General features: G+C 54.5%; 16 protein-coding genes. 9 read left to right on the top strand and 7 right to left on the bottom strand.

Annotated features, from left to right (window positions below; translation table 11 throughout):
• Positions 1–10 precede the first annotated feature (10 nt).
• Positions 11–1,747 carry a DUF4153 domain-containing protein gene (locus tag ACKI5T_RS15550; protein ID WP_407438588.1) on the bottom strand — a complete coding sequence of 579 codons (1,737 nt, stop codon included), beginning with the start codon at positions 1,745–1,747 and terminating at the stop codon, positions 11–13.
• A 382-nt stretch (positions 1,748–2,129) separates the two neighbouring features.
• Here ACKI5T_RS15550 and pckA point away from each other — a divergent pair, with 382 nt between their 5' ends.
• Positions 2,130–3,746 carry a phosphoenolpyruvate carboxykinase (ATP) gene (gene pckA, locus ACKI5T_RS15545; protein WP_407438586.1) on the top strand — a complete coding sequence of 539 codons (1,617 nt, stop codon included), beginning with the start codon at positions 2,130–2,132 and terminating at the stop codon, positions 3,744–3,746.
• Positions 3,747–3,859: 113 nt separating this feature from the next.
• Here the strand turns inward: pckA and envZ are convergent, their stop codons facing one another.
• A complete protein-coding gene (gene envZ, locus ACKI5T_RS15540; protein WP_133632455.1) occupies positions 3,860–5,206 on the bottom strand; it encodes a two-component system sensor histidine kinase EnvZ in 1,347 nt (448 codons plus the stop codon).
• Positions 5,203–5,922, bottom strand: a complete 720-nt coding sequence (gene ompR, locus ACKI5T_RS15535; protein WP_001157751.1) for a two-component system response regulator OmpR — start codon at positions 5,920–5,922, stop codon at positions 5,203–5,205. Before ompR ends, envZ begins: the two co-directional genes overlap by 4 nt.
• Before the next feature lie 231 nt (positions 5,923–6,153).
• Here ompR and greB point away from each other — a divergent pair, with 231 nt between their 5' ends.
• The 5 genes from greB (at position 6,154) to feoC (ending at position 12,141) form a co-directional block, all read left to right on the top strand.
• A complete protein-coding gene (gene greB, locus ACKI5T_RS15530; protein ID WP_407438584.1) occupies positions 6,154–6,627 on the top strand; it encodes a transcription elongation factor GreB in 474 nt (157 codons plus the stop codon).
• Between the two features lie 87 nt (positions 6,628–6,714).
• Complete coding sequence (locus ACKI5T_RS15525) at positions 6,715–9,045, top strand: Tex family protein (RefSeq protein WP_407438582.1); 2,331 nt, start codon at positions 6,715–6,717, stop codon at positions 9,043–9,045.
• Positions 9,046–9,319: 274 nt separating this feature from the next.
• Positions 9,320–9,547, top strand: coding sequence for a ferrous iron transporter A (gene feoA / locus ACKI5T_RS15520; RefSeq protein WP_015960781.1), 228 nt, complete (start codon positions 9,320–9,322; stop codon positions 9,545–9,547).
• Between the two features lie 29 nt (positions 9,548–9,576).
• Entirely contained in the window at positions 9,577–11,895 is a 2,319-nt protein-coding gene (feoB, locus tag ACKI5T_RS15515) for a Fe(2+) transporter permease subunit FeoB (RefSeq protein WP_407438580.1), read from the top strand.
• 9 nt (positions 11,896–11,904) lie between these two features.
• On the top strand, positions 11,905–12,141 hold the full coding sequence (gene feoC, locus ACKI5T_RS15510; protein WP_407438578.1) for a [Fe-S]-dependent transcriptional repressor FeoC: 237 nt from the start codon (positions 11,905–11,907) through the stop codon (positions 12,139–12,141).
• A 40-nt stretch (positions 12,142–12,181) separates the two neighbouring features.
• Here feoC and ACKI5T_RS15505 read toward each other — a convergent pair whose 3' ends face one another.
• Positions 12,182–12,451, bottom strand: coding sequence for a YdgH/BhsA/McbA-like domain containing protein (locus tag ACKI5T_RS15505; protein ID WP_407438576.1), 270 nt, complete (start codon positions 12,449–12,451; stop codon positions 12,182–12,184).
• 108 nt (positions 12,452–12,559) lie between these two features.
• A complete protein-coding gene (gene bioH, locus ACKI5T_RS15500; protein WP_407438574.1) occupies positions 12,560–13,333 on the bottom strand; it encodes a pimeloyl-ACP methyl ester esterase BioH in 774 nt (257 codons plus the stop codon).
• A gap of 35 nt (positions 13,334–13,368) precedes the next feature.
• Here bioH and gntX point away from each other — a divergent pair, with 35 nt between their 5' ends.
• From gntX to gntT, 3 genes are all read left to right on the top strand, one after another.
• Entirely contained in the window at positions 13,369–14,052 is a 684-nt protein-coding gene (gene gntX, locus ACKI5T_RS15495; RefSeq protein WP_407438572.1) for a DNA utilization protein GntX, read from the top strand.
• Between the two features lie 61 nt (positions 14,053–14,113).
• On the top strand, positions 14,114–14,689 hold the full coding sequence (gene nfuA, locus ACKI5T_RS15490) for a Fe-S biogenesis protein NfuA (protein ID WP_015960787.1): 576 nt from the start codon (positions 14,114–14,116) through the stop codon (positions 14,687–14,689).
• Between the two features lie 298 nt (positions 14,690–14,987).
• Positions 14,988–16,304, top strand: a complete 1,317-nt coding sequence (gene gntT, locus ACKI5T_RS15485) for a gluconate transporter (RefSeq protein ID WP_015960788.1) — start codon at positions 14,988–14,990, stop codon at positions 16,302–16,304.
• A 30-nt stretch (positions 16,305–16,334) separates the two neighbouring features.
• Here gntT and malQ read toward each other — a convergent pair whose 3' ends face one another.
• Both malQ and malP read right to left on the bottom strand, forming a co-directional pair.
• Entirely contained in the window at positions 16,335–18,422 is a 2,088-nt protein-coding gene (gene malQ / locus ACKI5T_RS15480; RefSeq protein ID WP_407438570.1) for a 4-alpha-glucanotransferase, read from the bottom strand.
• A 9-nt stretch (positions 18,423–18,431) separates the two neighbouring features.
• A complete protein-coding gene (gene malP, locus ACKI5T_RS15475) occupies positions 18,432–20,825 on the bottom strand; it encodes a maltodextrin phosphorylase (RefSeq protein ID WP_407438569.1) in 2,394 nt (797 codons plus the stop codon).
• Between the last annotated feature and the right edge of the window lie 174 nt (positions 20,826–20,999).

Here is a 20,999-nt window from a genome sequence, read left to right as displayed (position 1 = left end):
CGTTTTTTCGCTAATAATCGTAGTCTACCTTTACGCGCTCCCCGAGAATCGTGATATCCGCCCATGGCTTAACCGCCGTACCGACTTTGCCTTGCTCAAGCGCACGATCAAATTCAGCCCGTGATAACGTTTCTGGCATTTTCCACGACTCTCCCGCGAGAGACCAGTCTTTATCGTGACGGGTAAACACCAGAATCGCCCGATCAACTAACTGATAGACAACCGCCTCCGGTTGACCGTCACCGTTCAGATCCTGTGAAACCAGCAGACAAGCGCCCTTTTCAGTCGTGCAGGTCTCAAAACGGTATTTGTATTTCATCATTGCCTGCCATAGCCCATTGTCCGGCTGCGACGTCCCAGGCGCGAGTTGTACCACGTTCGCCAGTATCGCCGCGGTCAATCCCTCTGCTTTCTCTTTTTGCCCTGCCAGCATTCGACTCACATCCCGCCGACGTTTCGCATCTGACGTGAACTGCGGATCGTTTTGTAGCACGACCAGCGCCTCTCGGCCTTTGCGTCCGGTTTGACTTAACATGTACAGACTCACCTGATCGGCGGTGATCCTGCCGTCATGATAACGCGCCATATGACTTGTCACGCTGATGCGCCACGGATCGAGAATCGGTGTATGAATCAGGATCAGTAACGCCAGCGAGAACAGACCCACGGCCGGAGTAACGTAACGCTGCACCGTCAGCGGATTGCGCCGTGGATTGATCACGCTGATGCAAAAACCAACCGCCCAAACCAGCGCCACGATGGTGGTCGACACCGCGTATAACCGCTCCGGTGTCCAGCCGTATTGCCCGATACGCAGCCACAAGGCCCAGCTCGCTAACAGGGGATAAACCGGCGAGACCAGTAACGCCACCCGAACAAGCCAGCGCAGCGGGAACGGATAAGGAAGCAGAATACGCTGCGGACTCCAGACGACGGTGGCCAGTATCAGCAGCAACATGCTCAGGCTCAGCAGCAGCCCCGCCGCCGACGTTCGCGCAGAAATCGCGTCTAAACCCACAAACGGCAGCACGACGATAAACAGTAGCGAAAGCAGCGCCACCAGCGGCAGCAGGCCGGTGGCAATCAATGTTAAGAGATTTTGCAGCGCCTGGATTAATCGCACCTGCATTCTTGCGAGAATGACCGCGCAGGCCGAAACCACACCAATCGCAATCGCGATAAACCAGTCGGTATCAAAAAAGAGCGTGTTAAAGAAACGGATTCCGACCAGCTTGAACAACTCGGCCCACAAAAACAGCACCAGCCAGAACAGCCCGTTAGAGAGAAAAATGAGCGCCAGCGTTAAGGCGTTATGCCAGTTTCTGGTATGAAAATCGGTGTAGAAATCCTTCCCGGAAGTCGGGTGAAGCTTTCGCTGCAGCCATGGCAGCATCAGAAAACTCATCAGCAGAAGGTTGAAGCCAAACAACACCAGCGCGTCCCGGATACCCCACCGCTCAAGCCCGTGAATATTCCATTTTAGCCATGCGCCCATGCCTGCGACTGCCAACACGATCGCGGCCAGTGCCAGCCATAAACTACGCTGTTTGAACGAGGTGACCGACAGTGCGAGCGTGGTCGAGAGCACCACGGTGGCGGGCACGACGCACACCAGCCAAAAACTGTCGGCGGGAAGACCGGCGTAACCGATGTACCACGTCACCAAATAGCAGATAAAACCCTGTATCGCCCCGACCAGCACAATGCCTGCGCGCGTTGCAGGAGATAAGCTTTCAGTATTTTCCATTTCACAGTCCCTGATTGGTAAGCGCACTTTATGCTTTCATCATAATCTCGCGGACGACTCACAACACTCTTCTCTTCCTGTCTTTTGCCAGGAGACGTAGATCGATTATCAAGATGTAACTCTTACGTAACTTTCTTACATGTATGCGATTACATTCACATTACTCTGGTTAAATACACCATCGTTTAACCTTTTCGGAACATTTTCCACAACTAAAATTCGATTCCTGCGATAATCCGCCCTGCTTCGTGACAGGAGTCACAGCGTTTTCCGTTAGTAAGGGTTTTCTCGAAATACGTAAATCTATGAGCCCCGTCGCGGTCAACAACCTCAGAAAAACCCTACAATTTTAGGCAGTACAAATTGGCTAAGGAGCAGTGATATGCGTGTTAACGATTTAACCCCGCAAGATCTCAAGGCTTATGGTATTAACGACGTCCAGGAACTCGTTTACAACCCCGATTACGATACGCTGTATCAGGAAGAGCTCAATCCAGCACTGGAAGGATACGAGCGAGGTGTGTTGACGAATACTGGTGCTATCGCCGTGGACACGGGTATTTTTACCGGCCGTTCGCCAAAAGATAAGTATATCGTCCGTGACGACACCACCCGCGATACGCTGTGGTGGGCAGATAAAGGCAAAGGGAAGAACGACAACAAACCGCTCTCCCAGGAAACCTGGCAGCATCTTAAAGGTCTCGTCACTCAACAACTTTCCGGCAAGCGCCTGTTTATTATCGACGCCTTCTGTGGCGCGAATGCCGACACCCGCCTTTCCGTTCGCTTTATCACTGAAGTTGCCTGGCAGGCACACTTCGTGAAGAACATGTTTATTCGCCCAACCGATGACGAATTACAGGATTTCGAACCTGATTTCATCGTGATGAACGGCGCGAAATGCACGAACCCGCAGTGGAAAGAGCAGGGCCTGAATTCGGAAAACTTTATCGCATTCAACCTGACGGAGCGCATCCAACTGATTGGCGGCACCTGGTACGGTGGCGAGATGAAGAAAGGGATGTTCTCGGTCATGAACTACCTTCTGCCGCTGCAGGGGATTGCCTCCATGCACTGCTCGGCGAACGTCGGCGAAGAGGGCGACGTGGCGGTATTCTTTGGGCTGTCCGGCACCGGTAAAACTACCCTTTCCACCGACCCGAAACGTCGCCTGATTGGCGATGATGAGCACGGTTGGGATGATGACGGCGTGTTCAACTTTGAAGGCGGCTGCTACGCGAAAACCATTCGTCTGTCTGCCGAGGCCGAGCCAGACATCTTCCATGCCATCCGTCGTGATGCGCTGCTGGAAAACGTCACTGTCCGTGCAGACGGCACGGTCGATTTTGATGATGCCTCCAAAACGGAAAACACCCGCGTTTCTTATCCGATCTATCACATAGACAATATCGTGAAGCCGGTGTCAAAAGCGGGCCACGCTTCGAAGGTGATTTTCCTGACCGCTGACGCCTTTGGCGTTCTGCCACCGGTGTCTCGCCTGACGGCCAGCCAAACGCAGTATCATTTCCTGTCCGGCTTTACCGCGAAATTGGCAGGCACCGAGCGTGGTGTCACAGAGCCTACACCGACCTTCTCTGCCTGCTTTGGCGCAGCGTTCCTGTCGCTGCACCCAACGCAGTACGCAGAAGTGCTGGTGAAACGCATGCAGGCAGCGGGCGCGCAGGCTTATCTGGTGAATACTGGCTGGAACGGGACGGGCAAACGTATTTCGATTAAGGATACGCGCGCCATTATCGACGCCATTATTGATGGTTCACTGGATGATGCGGAAACGTTCACTCTGCCCATGTTTGATCTGGCGATCCCGACGGAGCTGCCTGGCGTGGATACCCATATCCTCGACCCACGTAACACCTACGGTTCACCTGAGCAATGGCAAGAGAAGGCCGAAGCGCTGGCGAAGCTGTTTATTGAGAACTTCGAGAAGTACACCGATACGCCAGCAGGCGCGGCGTTGGTGAGTGCGGGTCCAAGGTAAAAACAAAAAGGCAACGCAAGTTGCCTTTTTTAATGTTTTCTCCCTCTCCCTGTGGGGAGGGCATCAGACCACTGAGACCGTATTTTTTCGGGTGATGGCTTCCACCACTTTTTTTAGCTTTCTTTCACCTGTCCACGCGTTACCGGAACCGGCAACCAGGCGCGAATGCTCAAACCACCCCGCTCGCTGGTGCCAATCTCAAGCAAACCGTTATGGTTATCGATAATACGCTGCACAATCGCCAGACCTAAACCAGTCCCGCTGGTGCTACGCGCACTGTCACCACGCACAAAGGGCTGGAACAGATGCTTACGCTGCTCAGGTTTAATCCCTGGACCGTCATCATCCACCTGGAACCACGCGCGATTCAGCTCAGAACCACTGCTGACTTTTATCCAGCCGTTCCCATAACGCGCTGCGTTCACCACCATATTCGCTACCGCGCGTTTGATGGATAACGGATGCATGCGTACCTGAATTTCGCCAGGCTGCAGGTCGGTGTCGATTTCACGCTCGTAGCCGCTTTCCGCCGCCACCACTTCACCCAGCACACCGTTGAGATCCGCCATTTCCAGTGGCATTTCCTGGCCGGTGCGCAGGTAGTCGATGAACTGCTCGATGATGGCGTTACACTCTTCGATGTCTTTATTAATGGACTCCGCGAGATAACCGTCCTCTTCGCCCATCATTTCAGTCGCCAGACGAATTCGCGTTAACGGCGTACGCAGATCGTGACTCACCCCAGCCATTAATAACGTACGGTCATCCGCCAGCTGTTTAACGCCCGCCGCCATATGGTTAAACGCGCGCGTCACAGAACGGACTTCCGATGCGCCATATTCGCGCAGCGGTGGCGGAATAATGCCTTTACCGACCTGCAACGCGGCATGTTCCAGATCGACAAGGGGTCGGTTTTGTATTCGGATAAACAGCCACGCGCCGCCTATCGCCATTAGCATGATCGCCAGCGTATAACGGAAGAGCGGCGAGAAATCGCCCTGATGAATTTCGGTGAGCGGCACGCGCACCCAGATATTGGGCGACAGCCAGGTTTTCAGCCAAACCACCGGCGAGCTTTTGTTGACCTCGACGCGCACTTCCGTCGGGCCACCCAGTTGCTGCGCCATCTGCTGGCTTAAGAATTCGTAATGTTGCGCCCAGCGAAGACCTGCATCTTCCGCCGCCTCGTTAGAGTACAGCGAAATCCCCAGCTCGCGGTAAATCTCACGGCGAAACGCAGGTGGAACCACCAACTGCGTGCCGTCCTCCAGCTGCAGTTTGTCGGTCATCAGCATACGAACTTCGTAGGCCAGGACCTTATTGAACTGCTGGAGGCTCGGCAGAATCGCAAAGTTCAGCACGACCAGATAGGTCGTCACCAGGCTGACGAACAGCAAGGTGACAATCAATAGCAGCGTGCGGGCAAACGAACTTCGCGGTGAGAAGCGCATTCGCCTCATGCTTTAGAACCGTCCGGCACAAAGACGTAGCCCAGACCCCAAACGGTCTGAATATAACGAGGATGCGCGGGATCTTCTTCTACCATGCGGCGCAGGCGAGAAATTTGCACGTCGATGGAGCGTTCCATTGCGGAGTATTCGCGGCCACGCGCCAGGTTCATCAGCTTGTCACGAGAAAGCGGTTCACGCGGGTGGCTGACCAGCGCTTTCAGTACGGCGAATTCCCCGCTTGTCAGCGGCATAGGCTCATCTTCACGGAACATTTCGCGCGTACCGAGATTCAGCTTGAACTTACCGAACGCGATCACAGCCTCTTCCTGAGACGGTGCGCCTGGCAATTCGTTAGCCTGACGACGCAGCACTGCGCGAATACGCGCCAGCAGTTCACGCGGGTTGAACGGTTTTGGAATGTAATCGTCAGCGCCAATCTCCAGGCCCACGATACGGTCAACCTCTTCCCCTTTCGCCGTCACCATAATGATCGGCATCGGGTTGCTTTGACTGCGCAGACGACGGCAAATCGACAGACCATCTTCGCCAGGCAGCATCAGATCGAGCACCATCAGATGGAACGATTCACGGGTCAGCAGGCGATCCATTTGCTCGGCGTTCGCCACGCTACGAACCTGGAAGCCCTGCTCGGTCAGATAACGTTCAAGCAGCGCACGCAGGCGCATGTCGTCATCCACGACCAGAATCTTATAATTCTCTTGCATATGTGTACTCCCAAAGGTCCGGATAGTATTTCAGTACGTATTCTAAAAAAGTGCGCGTTTACCACCAGCTAATTCTGGTATAAATTCTAGTCGAAATTGTTACAAAGCATATTTAACAGCAGCTTATCTGCACATTTCATCACATAAATCTTAATGCGTCCTGTCTGTTAAGCTTTGTGGTGCGTAATGTGCGCATTGTTTGCAACCGAGTCGAGTCGTATAGGTCATACCATGAAAACGCCGCTGATCACCCGTGAAGGGTACGAAAAACTGAAAAAAGAGATGGATTACCTGTGGCGTGAAGAGCGCCCGGAGGTGACCAAAAAGGTGACATGGGCGGCGAGCCTCGGCGATCGCAGTGAGAACGCTGACTACCAGTATAATAAAAAACGGCTGCGTGAAATTGACCGCCGGGTGCGCTATCTCACCAAATGCCTTGAGTACCTGCGGATCGTGGATTATTCCCCTCAGCAGGAAGGAAAAATCTTCTTTGGTGCCTGGGTTGAAATCGAAAATGACGACGGCGATACCAAGCGTTTTCGCATTGTCGGCTACGATGAAATTTTTGGTCGTAAGGATTACATCTCTATCGACTCGCCGATGGCCCGCGCGCTGCTGAAAAAGGAAGTCGGTGATTTAGCGATAGTTCAAACTCCGTCGGGCGAAGCGAGTTGGTACGTGAACGAAATTGAGTACGTAAAATAGTCCGAGAGCGCCCTCCGCGACTGGCATTTTACCGTGTCAGTCCGTATAACTATCCCCCTGAATTTCGATCCTAAAGATGAAATAGCCATGATGAAAGATTCGCTCTGCCGCATTATTGCGGGTGATATTCAGGCCAGGGCCGAACAGGTAGAAGCTGCCGTTCGCCTGCTTGACGAAGGGAACACCGTGCCGTTTATCGCACGTTATCGTAAGGAAATCACCGGCGGTCTGGATGACACGCAGTTACGTAACCTGGAAACCCGTCTGGGCTACCTGCGCGAGCTGGAAGACCGTCGTCAGGCCATTCTCAAGTCCATTGGCGAACAGGGCAAACTGACCGAGGCGCTGGCGGGTGCCATCAACGGTACGCTGAGCAAAACCGAGCTTGAAGACCTCTATCTGCCGTATAAACCAAAACGCCGTACTCGTGGGCAGATCGCGATTGAAGCGGGCCTTGAGCCGCTGGCCGATCTGCTGTGGAACACGCCGTCGCACGATCCTGAAACGGAAGCCACGAAATTCATCGACGCTGACAAAGGCGTAGCGGACACCAAAGCCGCCCTCGATGGCGCCCGTTATATTCTGATGGAACGCTTCGCCGAAGATGCGGCGTTACTGTCAAAAGTGCGTGATTATCTGTGGAAGAACGCACATATCGTCGCGAAAGTTGTCAGCGGCAAAGAAGAGGAAGGCGCGAAGTTCCGCGACTACTTTGATCATCACGAACCGATTTCTACCGCGCCATCGCACCGTGCGCTGGCGATGTTCCGTGGCCGTAACGAAGGTGTGCTGCAGCTTTCACTCAATGCCGATCCGCAGTTTGATGAGCCGCCGAAAGAGAGCTATTGCGAGCAGATCATCACCGAACATCTTGGCCTGCGCCTGAATAACGCGCCTGCTGATAGCTGGCGTAAAGGCGTGGTGAGCTGGACGTGGCGTATCAAAGTGCTGATGCACCTTGAAACTGAACTGATGGGCACCGTGCGCGAACGCGCTGAAGACGAAGCCATCAATGTCTTTGCCCGTAACCTGCATGACCTGCTGATGGCCGCCCCGGCGGGCCTGCGCGCCACGATGGGTCTCGATCCCGGCCTGCGTACCGGCGTGAAAGTGGCTGTCGTTGACGCCACCGGCAAGCTGGTCGCCACCGACACGATTTATCCGCACACCGGTCAGGCCGCAAAAGCCGCCGTGGCCGTGGCGGCACTTTGCGAAAAACATAACGTCGAGCTGGTAGCGATTGGTAACGGTACTGCATCGCGTGAAACCGAGCGTTTCTTCCTGGACGTGCAGGAGCAGTTCCCGAAAGTCACCGCGCAGAAAGTCATCGTGAGTGAAGCAGGGGCATCGGTGTATTCCGCGTCCGAACTGGCGGCGCTCGAATTCCCGGATCTGGACGTTTCGCTTCGCGGCGCAGTCTCTATCGCCCGCCGTTTACAGGATCCGCTGGCCGAGCTGGTGAAAATCGATCCTAAATCTATCGGTGTGGGTCAGTACCAGCACGACGTCAGCCAGACTCAGCTGGCGCGTAGGCTGGATGCGGTCGTGGAAGACTGCGTGAACGCCGTTGGCGTGGATCTGAACACCGCGTCCGTTGCGCTGCTCACCCGCGTGGCTGGACTGACGCGCATGATGGCGCAAAATATCGTCTCGTGGCGTGATGAGAACGGACAGTTCCAGAATCGTCAGCAGTTACTCAAAGTCAGCCGTCTCGGGCCAAAAGCCTTTGAACAGTGCGCGGGCTTCCTGCGTATCAACCACGGCGATAACCCGCTGGACGCCTCGACGGTTCACCCGGAAACGTATCCTGTGGTGGAACGTATTTTGGCCGTCACGCAGCAAGCGCTGAAAGATCTGATGGGCAACAGCGCGGAACTGCGCAACCTGAAAGCCGTCGATTTCACCGATGAGCAATTCGGTATCCCAACCGTCACAGACATCATCAAAGAGCTGGAAAAGCCAGGCCGCGACCCGCGCCCTGAGTTTAAAACGGCGAAATTTGCTGAAGGTGTGGAGACGATGAAAGACCTGCTGCCAGGCATGGTGCTGGAAGGCGCGGTCACGAACGTCACCAACTTTGGCGCGTTTGTCGATATCGGCGTGCATCAGGACGGTCTGGTCCATATTTCGTCACTGGCAGATAAGTTTGTTCAGGATCCGCATACCGTGGTGAAAGCGGGCGACATCGTGAAGGTGAAAGTGCTCGAAGTGGATATGCCACGTAAGCGTATCGCGCTGACGATGCGTCTGGATGAGCAGCCAGGCGAAACCAACGCACGTCGTGGTAACGGCGGAGGCGCACGCGAGCAGGCACGCCCGGCGGCAAAACCGGCGCAACCGCGTGGTCGCGAAGCACAGCCTGCGGGCAACAGCGCCATGATGGATGCGCTGGCTGCGGCGATGGGTAAAAAACGTTAATTCTGCCTCTCACCCTCCTCCTGAAAAGGCGGAGGGTTATTTATTCAGTGTGGAACCGATTGCATATCCGTATTTAAACCAGCAAGTATCACTTCGTTAACAAATAAGTCATTTCCCTCTCACCTGCAAAATCATTAAATATTGAGCAAGGTCAAACTGTCCGCTAATTAATAGCCATTACAACATTACGTCACATTTTAAATATTGCTGGTAGAAACCATTCTCATTATCATTGCATCTGTTGATTATTTAACCTTCGGTGAAAGTGGTGTCTATGCAATTCACACCAGACAGTGCCTGGAAAATTACCGGTTTTTCCCGTGAAATTAGCCCGGCGTATCGTCAGAAACTGCTGTCATTAGGCATGTTGCCTGGTTCGTCCTTTCAGGTCGTTCGTATTGCGCCGTTGGGCGATCCTGTTCATATCGAAACCCGACGCGTCAATCTGGTACTGCGCAAAAAAGACCTCGCCTTATTAGAAGTCGAAGCCTTAACCCGATAATCGCCAGTCGTTATTCCGAGTCTACAACAATGAAAAAATTAACCATTGGCTTAATTGGTAATCCTAATTCCGGCAAAACCACGTTATTTAATCAGTTAACGGGTGCACGTCAGCGCGTGGGAAACTGGGCAGGCGTTACGGTCGAACGTAAAGAAGGTCATTTTTCAACGACAGATAATCTTGTCACGCTCGTTGATCTGCCCGGCACCTATTCGTTAACCACGATCTCGTCTCAGACCTCGCTTGATGAACAAATTGCCTGCCATTACATTCTGAGCGCCGACGCGGATTTGCTGATTAACGTCGTCGATGCGTCCAATCTCGAGCGTAATCTTTACCTAACGCTGCAGTTGCTCGAGCTGGGCATTCCGTGCATCGTTGCGCTAAACATGCTCGACCTGGCGGAAAAACAACAAATTCGCATCGACATCGACGCGCTTTCCGCCCGCCTTGGCTGCCCGGTTGTGCCGCTGGTATCGACCCGAGCACGGGGTATTGATGCCTTAAAGCTGGCCGTCGATCGTCACTCGCAAAATACCGATCTCGAGCTGGTGCATTACGCTAAACCGCTCTTGCAAGAAGCCGATCATCTGGCGCAGGAAATGGCGCAGACAATGCCGGAAAAACAGCGCCGCTGGCTCGGCCTGCAAATGCTGGAAGGCGATATTTATAGCCGTCGCTACGCGGGGGATGCGGCGCAGAAGCTGGATATTTCCCTGGCGCGGCTCACTGAAAAACTTGACGATCCGGCGCTGCATATCGCCGATGCGCGCTATCAAAGTATTGCCGCGATTTGCGAAGTGGTCAGCAATACGCTGACGGCGGAACCCAGCCGTTTCACCGCAGCAGTTGATAGAATCATTCTTAACCGTTTTCTCGGTCTGCCGGTATTTCTGCTGGTGATGTATTTGATGTTCCTGCTGGCCATCAACATTGGCGGGGCGTTACAGCCGCTGTTTGATGTGGGGTCCGTGGCTATCTTTATTCACGGTCTGCAATGGGTGGGCTACACGTTGCATTTCCCGGAATGGCTGACCATTTTCCTGGCTCAAGGGATTGGCGGCGGGGTTAACACCGTTCTGCCGTTGGTGCCGCAAATTGGGATGATGTATCTGTTCCTCTCTTTCCTTGAGGATTCGGGTTACATGGCCCGCGCGGCGTTCGTCATGGATCGTCTGATGCAAGCGCTGGGTTTACCGGGTAAATCCTTCGTTCCGCTGATCGTCGGCTTTGGCTGTAACGTGCCGTCGGTGATGGGCGCGCGTACGCTGGATGCACCTCGCGAACGCTTGATGACCATCATGATGGCACCGTTTATGTCTTGCGGTGCGCGCCTGGCCATCTTTGCCGTGTTTGCCGCTGCTTTCTTCGGCCAGCAAGGTGCGCTGGCGGTCTTCTCGCTGTATGTGCTCGGCATCGTCATGGCGATCCTCACGGGCCTGATGCTTAAACACACCATCATGCGCGGCGAAGCGTCACCGTTTGTGATGGAACTGCCGGTCTATCACGTTCCGCACGTGAAAAGCCTGCTGATCCAAACCTGGCAGCGCCTGAAAGGCTTTGTTTTACGTGCCGGGAAAGTGATCGTCATTGTCAGCATTTTCCTCAGCGCACTGAACAGCTTTACGCTCGAAGGTAAAGCGGCGGATACCATCAACGATTCCGCGCTGGCCTCCGTCAGCCGTGTGATTACGCCACTGTTCAAGCCGATTGGCGTCCATGAAGACAACTGGCAAGCAACCGTAGGGTTATTCACCGGCGCAATGGCGAAAGAGGTGGTCGTCGGTACGCTGAACACGCTCTACACGGCCGAAAACATTCAGGAACAGGAGTTCAATCCAGCGGAATTCCATCTCGGAGATGAGCTGCTCGGGGCGGTGGATGAAACCTGGCAAAGTCTGAAAGGCACCTTCAGCCTGAGCGTACTGGCCAACCCTATCGAAGCCAGCAAAGGCGACGGCGAAATGGCAACAGGCGCGATGGGCGTGATGAGCGAGAAATTTGGCAGCGCGTCGGCGGCTTACAGCTACCTGATTTTTGTGTTGCTCTACATTCCATGTATCTCCGTGATGGGTGCGATAGCACGCGAATCCAGCCGCGGCTGGATGGGCTTCTCGGTTCTGTGGGGGCTGAACATTGCCTACTCGCTCTCTACCGTTTTCTATCAGGCGACCAATTTTAGCCAGCATCCGCGCTACAGTCTGGTGTGCATTCTGGCGGTGGTGCTGTTTAACGTGGTCCTGCTTGGCCTGCTGCGCCGGGCCCGTAGTCGCGTTGACGTCAACCTGCTGGCCACCAATAAGACAGCAGCAAACTGCTGTAACAGCCCGGCTGGCAACTGCCACTAAGAGGTCAATATGGCATCCATGATTGAGGTGAGAGATTTACTGGCGCTGCAGGGACGAATGGAGGCAAAACAGCTAAGCCTCTCTTTGCACACGCCACAGCCGTTGATCGATGCCATGCTCGAAAGAATGGAAGCAATGGGGAGAGTCCAACGTATTCAAGAAGATGCCGACGGTTGTCTCACGGGGAGTTGCAAGAGTTGCCCGGAAGGCAAGGCCTGCCTGAAGGAGTGGTGGGTACTGCGATAAGCAAACATGCCGGGGGCATTTCGCTCCCGGCGTGTTGTCATTATTTATAAACGTCAGCTGTGGCGTGAACAGATTTCTCGCTCTTGTTCGCGCTGGTAATCACGTAGTAAGTGCCGCCCAGCTCATCCGCCTTTTTCGACAGCTCTTTTTTGGCATCCATCGGAGCCGTGGTATCTGAAGTCGTGATATCACCGATCTTCGTCAAATTCATGCCTGCCACTTTATCTTTCTCCAGCTCTTGCGCTGCTAATACACTGAAAGACAAAGACCCAATAACCAAAGAGGCAACAATACCTGAAACAAGCTTCATAGCTATCACTCCCATAAATTGTAGTTTTGATTATCGTCGGCTGAATCGCCGCAACGACATTTGAAGTATTGTTGCGGCACGTGACTTTTGCCAGGTTGAGGATAAAAATCAGTTGAAACGTTGACTTAACGCAACCAGCGCGGCGCAAAATTCACCGGGATGCGAGATAAACGGCGCATGTGCGGCTTTGGCAATCACCTGCGATTCGCTCTGCGGCCACAGCGCATCCAGCAGCGGGACCACTTTGCGTGGCACCAGCCCATCAAGATAGCCATAAATCCGCAGGTGGGGCACATCAAGCGTTGCCAGCGGTTCGCGCAGATCGACCGTTTTCAGGATCTCAAGCCCGCCGTTGAGCACCTCAACGTTCGGCATCGGCAACGACAGCACCGTGCTTTTCAGCATCCTCGCATCCTGACGTGCGGTTTCAGTTCCCATCGTTTGCAGCGCAAGAAAACGCTCCACCGTACGCTGAAAATCTTCGCTTAGCTGTTGCTGAAAATTGGCTAATACGTCTGGCCTGATACCCGGCCATTTTTCACGCGTGCTAAAACAGGGCGACGAAGCCACGGTGACCAGCGCCTGAACACGCTCCGGATGCTGCAATGCAATCTGACTTGCCACCAGCCCACCAAGACTCCAGCCCAGCCAAACCGCTTTTTGCGGCGCGTGTTCCAGAACCTGAAGCGCCATCTCATCAAGCGTCATGGCACCAAAATCTCGGCTGCGCCCAAAGCCGGGCAGATCAACCAGATGCAGCGTGAAATGCGAGGCCAATTCCTCCTGAATGCAATGCCACACTTCGGCGTTCAGTCCCCATCCGTGCAGCAGCACAAGATGACAATTTCCTGTGCCGACGGTCTGCCACCAAAGATTCTTCATCGGTTATGGTTCTCTTTTTAACAAGGAAGTTACTCATGCTAACAGTGCCTGGCTTGTGCTGGCTATGCCGAATGCCACTCATGATGAGCCGTTGGGGCGTATGTTCGGTCTGTACGCGATCGTTCAACACCCATCGCCCGTGCTGTCCGCAATGCGGTTTACCGGCGATGAGCATGAAGATGCCTTGCGGAAGATGCCTGCAACAGCCGCCGCCGTGGTGCGCTCTGGTGGCGGTCGATGATTATGTCCAGCCGCTGAGCGGCCTGATCCACAAACTGAAGTTTACGGGTCAGAGCCAACTGGCCTGGCCGCTTGCCCGTCTGTTAATGCTCGCGGTTTTACACGCCAGGCGATCGCGGACGTTGCCGAAGGTCGATCTCATTATCAATGTACCGCTACATTCCCGTCGCCACTGGCGTCGCGGGTATAATCAAAGCGATTTATTGTGCCGTCCGCTCGCGCATTGGCTCGGCTGTGCTTACTTCTCTGGCGCGTTGAAGCGCGTGCACGCAACGGCAGTCCAGCACCAGCTCAACGCGCGACTGCGCAAAAGAAACCTTAAAAATGCCTTTCACCTTGAATTGTCGGTGAAAGGTCGCCATATCGCGATTGTGGATGATGTCGTCACGACGGGCAGCACCGTGGCCGAACTTTCCCGACTGCTTTTGCAAAGCGGCGCGGCGTCGGTTCAGGTATGGTGTTTGTGTCGTACCTTGTAGCCCTTTTCCGATGGGCGTATAATAATACCCAAGTATTTTAGTCAACTATTAGGCCAAAGCTATGATCCGTATTTCCGATTCTGCACAAGCGCACTTTGCCAAACTGCTGGCAAATCAGGAAGAAGGGACGCAGATCCGCGTGTTTGTGATCAATCCAGGCACTCCGAATGCAGAATGCGGTGTTTCTTATTGTCCCCCGGACGCTGTGGAAGCATCTGACACTGCCCTTAAATTTGAGCTGCTCACCGCCTATGTCGATGAGTTGAGCGCACCGTATCTTGACGATGCGGAAATCGATTTTGTTACCGACCAGCTCGGTTCTCAGCTGACGCTGAAAGCGCCAAACGCCAAAATGCGGAAAGTGTCTGACGATGCGCCGCTGATGGAACGTGTGGAATATCTGCTGCAATCGCAGATTAACCCACAGCTGGCGGGCCACGGTGGTCGTGTAACGCTGATGGAAATCACCGAAGACGGCTTAGCGATCCTGCAGTTTGGCGGCGGCTGTAACGGCTGTTCCATGGTCGACGTGACCCTCAAAGAAGGCATCGAGAAGCAGATGCTGAACGAGTTCCCGGAGCTGAAAGGCGTTCGCGACCTCACCGAACACCAGCGCGGCGAGCACTCCTACTACTAAGCTCCCGTCTGTCTCAGCCCGGCAATCTTCCCGCTGCCGGGCCGCATTTCCCCTTCCCGCTATAACATGACCTGTGTCTCATAATTCAAATTTTGCCCTCCAGGGTGATTCTCAATCGATAGATGTTACCCGTATCATTCGCCCAAGCACTAAGCACCCTCATAACAGCCGACTAAACTTAATGGTTTCGCAGGCAATCAGTATTAGTGCCGTAACCACTCTGTTCCCAGTTGGGACAATCGGAAAGTGTCGTTGAAACAATGACGTTACCCATAACAAATCATAGGCCAGGTCAATCATGCCATTAGTTATCGTCGCTATCGGTGTTGTCTTATTACTGCTCTTGATGATCCGTTTCAAACTGAACGGGTTCATCGCTCTGGTTCTGGTGGCACTCGCAGTCGGTTTGATGCAAGGGATGCCGCTGGTAAAAGTTATTAGCTCAATCAAAGCAGGTGTGGGCGGAACGCTCGGCAGCCTGGCGCTGATTATGGGCTTCGGGGCCATGCTCGGCAAAATGCTGGCAGACTGCGGCGGTGCGCAGCGTATCGCCACCACGTTGATTGCCAAATTCGGCAAACAGCACATCCAGTGGGCCGTGGTATTAACCGGCTTCACGGTGGGTTTTGCCCTGTTCTACGAAGTGGGCTTCGTGCTGATGCTTCCGCTGGTCTTCACCATCGCGGCTGCCGCTAACATTCCGCTGCTGTATGTCGGTGTGCCGATGGCGGCTGCGCTGTCTGTCACCCACGGCTTCCTGCCCCCTCACCCGGGTCCAACCGCGATCGCGACCATTTTCCACGCAGATATGGGTAAAACCCTGCTGTTTGGTACGATTCTGGCGATCCCAACCGTTATTCTGGCCGGCCCGGTATTTGCTCGCTGCCTGAAAGGCATCGACAAGCCGATTCCTGAAGGCCTGTACAGCGCGAAAACCTTCACTGAAGAAGAGATGCCAAGCTTTGGCGTCAGCGTCTGGACCTCGCTGGTACCAGTTGTTCTGATGGCGATGCGTGCGGTTGCCGAGATGATTCTGCCAAAAGGCCATCCATTCCTGTCCGTTGCGGAATTCCTGGGTGACCCGGTAATGGCGACGCTGATTGCGGTGCTGATTGCCCTGTTTACCTTTGGTCTGAATCGTGGCCGCAATATGGATCAGATCAACGAAACGCTGACCTCTTCCATCAAAATCATTGCCATGATGCTGTTGATCATCGGCGGTGGCGGTGCGTTCAAACAGGTTCTGGTCGACAGCGGCGTGGACAAATACATCGCCTCCATGATGCATTCCACTAATATTTCTCCGCTGCTGATGGCCTGGTCGATTGCTGCGGTTCTGCGTATCGCGCTGGGTTCTGCGACCGTGGCGGCGATTACTGCAGGCGGCATCGCGGCTCCGCTGATTGCGACAACCGGCGTGAGCCCAGAGCTGATGGTTATCGCGGTCGGTTCCGGTAGCGTGATTTTCTCCCACGTGAACGATCCAGGCTTCTGGCTGTTCAAGGAATACTTCAACCTGACTATCGGCGAGACCATCAAGTCCTGGTCAGTGCTGGAAACCATTATCTCGGTGTGCGGCCTTATCGGGGTTCTACTGCTGAACATGGTGATTTAAAAGAAAAAACCCGCCGGTTGGCGGGTTTTTTTATTTCTTTTTGACGACGGCCTTTCTGCGTTTATCCAAATCTTTAATCAGCTTGTTCACCCCTTCATCGGCAAACATCTTTTCAAGCGTTGTGGACAGTTTGCGCCGCCAGTTTTTGTACTGATAACTGGTGCCCGGTATGTTCACCGGCTCCGCCATGCCCAGCCAGTCTTCCGGCTGAAGCCCAAGCAACGCACTGTTGCTGTCGGCGATGTAACGCTGCATTCCACGATTTAACGTCGCGGTCATCGACATCAACGAGGCCTTATGCCCGGTACGCTTTGGCAAACAGCCATGCTTACGCAGCGCATCCAGTAGACCCTGTTTTGCCAGTTCGCGATCCTGATACAGACCGCGCAGCACCACTTCGTCAGGATACAGGCCTAGCGTTTTGCCAAGCGTGAGATCGCCGCTTTCCCAATAGCCTCGCAGCGTAGGAAGATCATGCGTTGTCGCGACAGCCATTGATTGTTCAGGGTACGCTTTCGGCGAACGGAACGTCTTCTCATGATCACTCTCGAAATACAGTACTTTGTAGGAATAAACGCCACTGTCGCGTAATTTGCTGACGATTTCAACCGGCACGGTGCCAAGATCCTCGCCAATCACCATGCAGTGGTGACGCTTGCTTTCGAGCGCGAGGATGGACAGCAGATCATCCACCGGATATTGCACATACGCGCCATGGTCAGCCGTTTCCCCGTAGGGGATCCACCACAAACGCAGTACCGACATCACATGGTCGATACGCAATGCCCCGCAGTTTTGCATGTTGGCGCGCAGCAGATCGATAAACGGTTCGTAAGCCCGCGCGACCATCACATGCGGGTCCATCGGCGGCAACCCCCAGTTTTGCCCTAGCGGCCCCAGAATGTCCGGCGGCGCGCCAACTGACGCTTTCAGGCAGTACAGCTCGCGGTCACACCAGGTTTCCGCCCCGCCTTCCGCCACGCCGACGGCCAGATCGCGATACAGGCCAATCGGCATATTGTCGCCCTGGCTTTGCTGCCAGCAGGCCGCAAACTGACTGTAGGCCAGCCATTGCAGCCACAGGAAAAAGTCCACTTCATCAGCGTGCTTTTTGCAGAACGCTTTCACTTCTGGGGAATCAACAGACTGATACGCCTCTGGCCACACCGGCCAGCCCCAGCGCATTTCATCCTCTTTCACCTGATACGCATGCAGCGCATCAAACGCCGCTTGCCAGTAGAGGCTTTCACCTTCCTGAGCGATAAACTGGCGAAAGGCCGTCATCTGGTCGTCATCGCGCGTTGAGAAGCCTTTCCACGCCAGACGCAGCGCTGCCAGTTTGAGCGACGTGACGGTGGAATAATCAACCCAATCCGCGTCACGCGCCTGCTTCAACATCTGCTGCGTAGTGCTGAGTTTCCACCACGCCTGCGCGTCTTTGCTCTTTTTGAAATCATCCAGCGCGTTAACATCGATATAAATCACGTTCATCCAGCGACGGGACGACGGGCTGTACGGGCTGGCACTTTCCGGGTTGGCCGGATAAAGCGCGTGAATCGGGTTCAGGCCGATAAACGCGCCGCCGCGTTTACCCACTTCTCCCAGCATCTTTTTCAGATCGCCAAAATCGCCGATGCCCCAGTTATCGTCCGAACGCAGGGTATAAAGCTGCACGCAAGCGCCCCACAGCTTTTTGCCTTCAAGCAACGCCTGCGGTTCATAGCAGCGTTTCGGCGCGACGATCACCCGACACGCGAAGCGTTGGTTGTCCTGAGTGAGCGTCAGGGTGTGGTAGCCCTCCGGCAGTTTTGCCGGAAGAGCCAGTGTTTTCCCCCCCGTGGCGTGGCCGTTATGCTGGTGACCGTCTTCGGTGGTCAGCTCCCAGCTAAATTCCCCTTTGCCTTCAATCGGTAACGGCATTTTTTTGCCATGGGTAAAGACCTTAACGACAGGAACCGGGCTTACCGCCGCTTTCGCGACGGGTTTTGCCTTGTGCATGGCATCCAGCAAACGTCTTTTGGTTTCAGCGCCAATTGACTGCGGTTTGCCGTGAGCATTGATATAACTGGGGCTGATCCCCGCCGCCAGCGCGGCATTATCCAGACGTTTGCTATCCATCGCGCTTCCTTAGCGTTTTGCCTGCCAGATACGGGCCTGATAATCACGGATTGAGCGGTCAGAGCTGAACATCCCGCAGCGCGCGGTGTTCAGAATGCACGCACGGGTCCAGGCGTCCTGGTCGCGGTACAACACATCAACCTGCTTTTGCGCGTCAACGTAAGCGGTAAAGTCGGCCATCACCAGATACGGGTCACCGCCCTGTTTGCCGATGCTGTGCAGCATCTGGTCAAACGCGTGCTTATCACCATCGCTGTATTTTCCGCTTTCCAGCTCTTTGAGTACCGCATCCAGCACTTTGTCTTTTTTACGCCATTTCAGCGGATCGTAGCCTTTGGCTTTGAGCGCCTTCACCTGCTCTACGGTATGACCGAAGATAAAGATATTTTCTTCGCCCACCTGTTCGGCGATTTCAACGTTCGCACCGTCCAGCGTGCCCACGGTCAATGCCCCGTTAAGCGCCAGCTTCATGTTGCCGGTACCAGACGCTTCTTTGCCCGCCGTAGAAATCTGCTCGGAGACATCCGCCGCCGGAATCAGCAGTTCAGCGGCAGAGACGCAATAATCCGGCAGGAATACCACTTTGAGCTTATCGCCCACGGCAGGATCGTTATTGACAGTTTCAGCCACTTTATTGATGGCGAGGATAATGTTTTTCGCCAGGTAGTAACCCGGTGCGGCTTTCGCGCCAAACAGGAACACGCGCGGCACGCGATCGGCGCTCGGGTTCTCGCGAATCTCTTTGTACAGCGCCAGAATGTGCAGCAGGTTCAGGTGCTGGCGTTTGTATTCATGCAGACGTTTAATCTGGATATCAAAAATGGCATGGGGGTTGATTTCAACGCCCGTGCGCACTTTCACAAACTCTGCCAGACGGACTTTGTTATCCAACTTAATCGCGCGGTATTTGGCACGGAATTTCGCGTCGTCGGCCTGTTTTTCCAGATTGATGAGCTGGTCGAGATCGTTGGCCCACTCTTTTTTCAGCGTTTTATCCAGCAGCGCGGCGAGCGCCGGGTTGCACTGTTTGATCCAGCGACGCGGCGTGATGCCGTTAGTCACGTTATGGAATTTGTTTGGCCACAGCTGGTGATATTCCGGGAACAGATCTTTGACCACCAGATCGGAGTGCAACGCCGCCACACCGTTCACCGCAAAGCCGCTGACCACGCACATATTAGCCATACGAACCTGTTTGTCATGCACCACGGCCAGCTTCGCCCAGACGTCTTTGTCGCCCGGCCAGGTTTTCTTCACCAGCACTTTAAACTGGTCGTTGATCTGATTGATTATCTGCATGTGACGCGGCAGCAGCGCTTTCACCAGCTTCTCATCCCAACACTCCAGCGCCTCTGGCATCAGGGTATGGTTGGTGTACGCGAAGGTACGACTGGTGATCGACCAGGCAGCCTCCCAGCTCAGTTGGTGCTCATCGATCAGCACGCGCAGCAGCTCAGGAATCGCAATTGTCGGGTGCGTGTCGTTCAACTGAATCACTTCGTAATCCGGCAGTTCCGCCAGCTTGCGTCCTTCCAGATGATGGCGACGCAAAATGTCGGCTACGGAGCAGGCGCACTGGAAATACTGCTGCATCAGGCGCAGCTTTTTGCCGGCCAGATGGTTGTCGTTCGGGTAGAGCACTTTGGTCAGTTTTTCTGCATCGATACCCTGCTGCTCAGCGCGCAGGAAATCACCGTCGTTAAATTTGGTCAGGTTAAAGGGATGCGCGTGCTTCGCCTGCCACAGACGCAGCGGCTGCGCAACGCCATTGCGGTAGCCCAGAACCGGCAGATCCCAGGCTTCGCCGGTAATGACAAAATCCGGTACCCAGTGGCCCTGCTTCGACACTTTGCCGCCGATCCCCACCTGCACGTCGAGCTGCGCATTGTGACGGAACCACGGATAGGTACCGCGGTGCCAGTCGTCCGGCGCTTCAATCTGATGGCCATCCGCAAAAGACTGACGGAACAAGCCGTACTGATAGTTCAGGCCATAACCGGTCGCGGATTGTCCCACGGTCGCCATGGAATCCAGGAAACACGCCGCCAGACGCCCCAGACCGCCATTACCAAGACCGGGATCGGTCTCTTCTTCCAGCAGATCCGTCAGATGGATATTGTGCTCGTTGAGCACCTCGCTCACCTCCTGATACCAGCCAAGATTCAGCAGGTTATTCCCGGTCAGACGACCAATCAGGAACTCCATGGAGATGTAGTTGACGTGACGCTGGTTTTTCACTGGCTTCGCTACGGGCTGCGCGCTGAGCAATTCAGCCAGCGCACCGCTCACCGCCTGCCACCACTGATGAGGCGTCATGTCTTCTGCCGCGTGCAAACCAAAACGCTGCCACTGACGCGTCAGGGCTGCCTGAAAGTGATCTTTATTGAAGGTAGGCTGTGACATAGGGAATCGGCATCCTGTAGATAAAGTAAAGATATTGGCGCTAGTGTGCCTGGCTCATGTTATCTCTTCCTCCTCCTGACGGGGATTAGACAGGGAGGAGTAGCAGGGATGAGCGCTAAAGTGTGATCAAGGCCACTCTTGAGCATAGAACGAGTGTGCCCATTCGGCGTCAGG

This window comes from Lelliottia sp., from assembly GCF_045627565.1.
GTDB lineage: Bacteria > Pseudomonadota > Gammaproteobacteria > Enterobacterales > Enterobacteriaceae > Enterobacter.
The sequence above is the reverse complement of the archived record's forward strand: the minus strand, read 5'-3'. Positions and strand labels throughout refer to the sequence as shown.

Coding starts and splice junctions, on each gene's coding strand:
- ACKI5T_RS15550 (WP_407438588.1), bottom strand. CDS start 1,747: ATGGAAAATACTGAAAGCTTATCTCCTGCAACGCGCGCAGGCATTGTG.
- pckA (WP_407438586.1), top strand. CDS start 2,130: ATGCGTGTTAACGATTTAACCCCGCAAGATCTCAAGGCTTATGGTATT.
- envZ (WP_133632455.1), bottom strand. CDS start 5,206: ATGAGGCGAATGCGCTTCTCACCGCGAAGTTCGTTTGCCCGCACGCTG.
- ompR (WP_001157751.1), bottom strand. CDS start 5,922: ATGCAAGAGAATTATAAGATTCTGGTCGTGGATGACGACATGCGCCTG.
- greB (WP_407438584.1), top strand. CDS start 6,154: ATGAAAACGCCGCTGATCACCCGTGAAGGGTACGAAAAACTGAAAAAA.
- ACKI5T_RS15525 (WP_407438582.1), top strand. CDS start 6,715: ATGATGAAAGATTCGCTCTGCCGCATTATTGCGGGTGATATTCAGGCC.
- feoA (WP_015960781.1), top strand. CDS start 9,320: ATGCAATTCACACCAGACAGTGCCTGGAAAATTACCGGTTTTTCCCGT.
- feoB (WP_407438580.1), top strand. CDS start 9,577: ATGAAAAAATTAACCATTGGCTTAATTGGTAATCCTAATTCCGGCAAA.
- feoC (WP_407438578.1), top strand. CDS start 11,905: ATGGCATCCATGATTGAGGTGAGAGATTTACTGGCGCTGCAGGGACGA.
- ACKI5T_RS15505 (WP_407438576.1), bottom strand. CDS start 12,451: ATGAAGCTTGTTTCAGGTATTGTTGCCTCTTTGGTTATTGGGTCTTTG.
- bioH (WP_407438574.1), bottom strand. CDS start 13,333: ATGAAGAATCTTTGGTGGCAGACCGTCGGCACAGGAAATTGTCATCTT.
- gntX (WP_407438572.1), top strand. CDS start 13,369: ATGCTAACAGTGCCTGGCTTGTGCTGGCTATGCCGAATGCCACTCATG.
- nfuA (WP_015960787.1), top strand. CDS start 14,114: ATGATCCGTATTTCCGATTCTGCACAAGCGCACTTTGCCAAACTGCTG.
- gntT (WP_015960788.1), top strand. CDS start 14,988: ATGCCATTAGTTATCGTCGCTATCGGTGTTGTCTTATTACTGCTCTTG.
- malQ (WP_407438570.1), bottom strand. CDS start 18,422: ATGGATAGCAAACGTCTGGATAATGCCGCGCTGGCGGCGGGGATCAGC.
- malP (WP_407438569.1), bottom strand. CDS start 20,825: ATGTCACAGCCTACCTTCAATAAAGATCACTTTCAGGCAGCCCTGACG.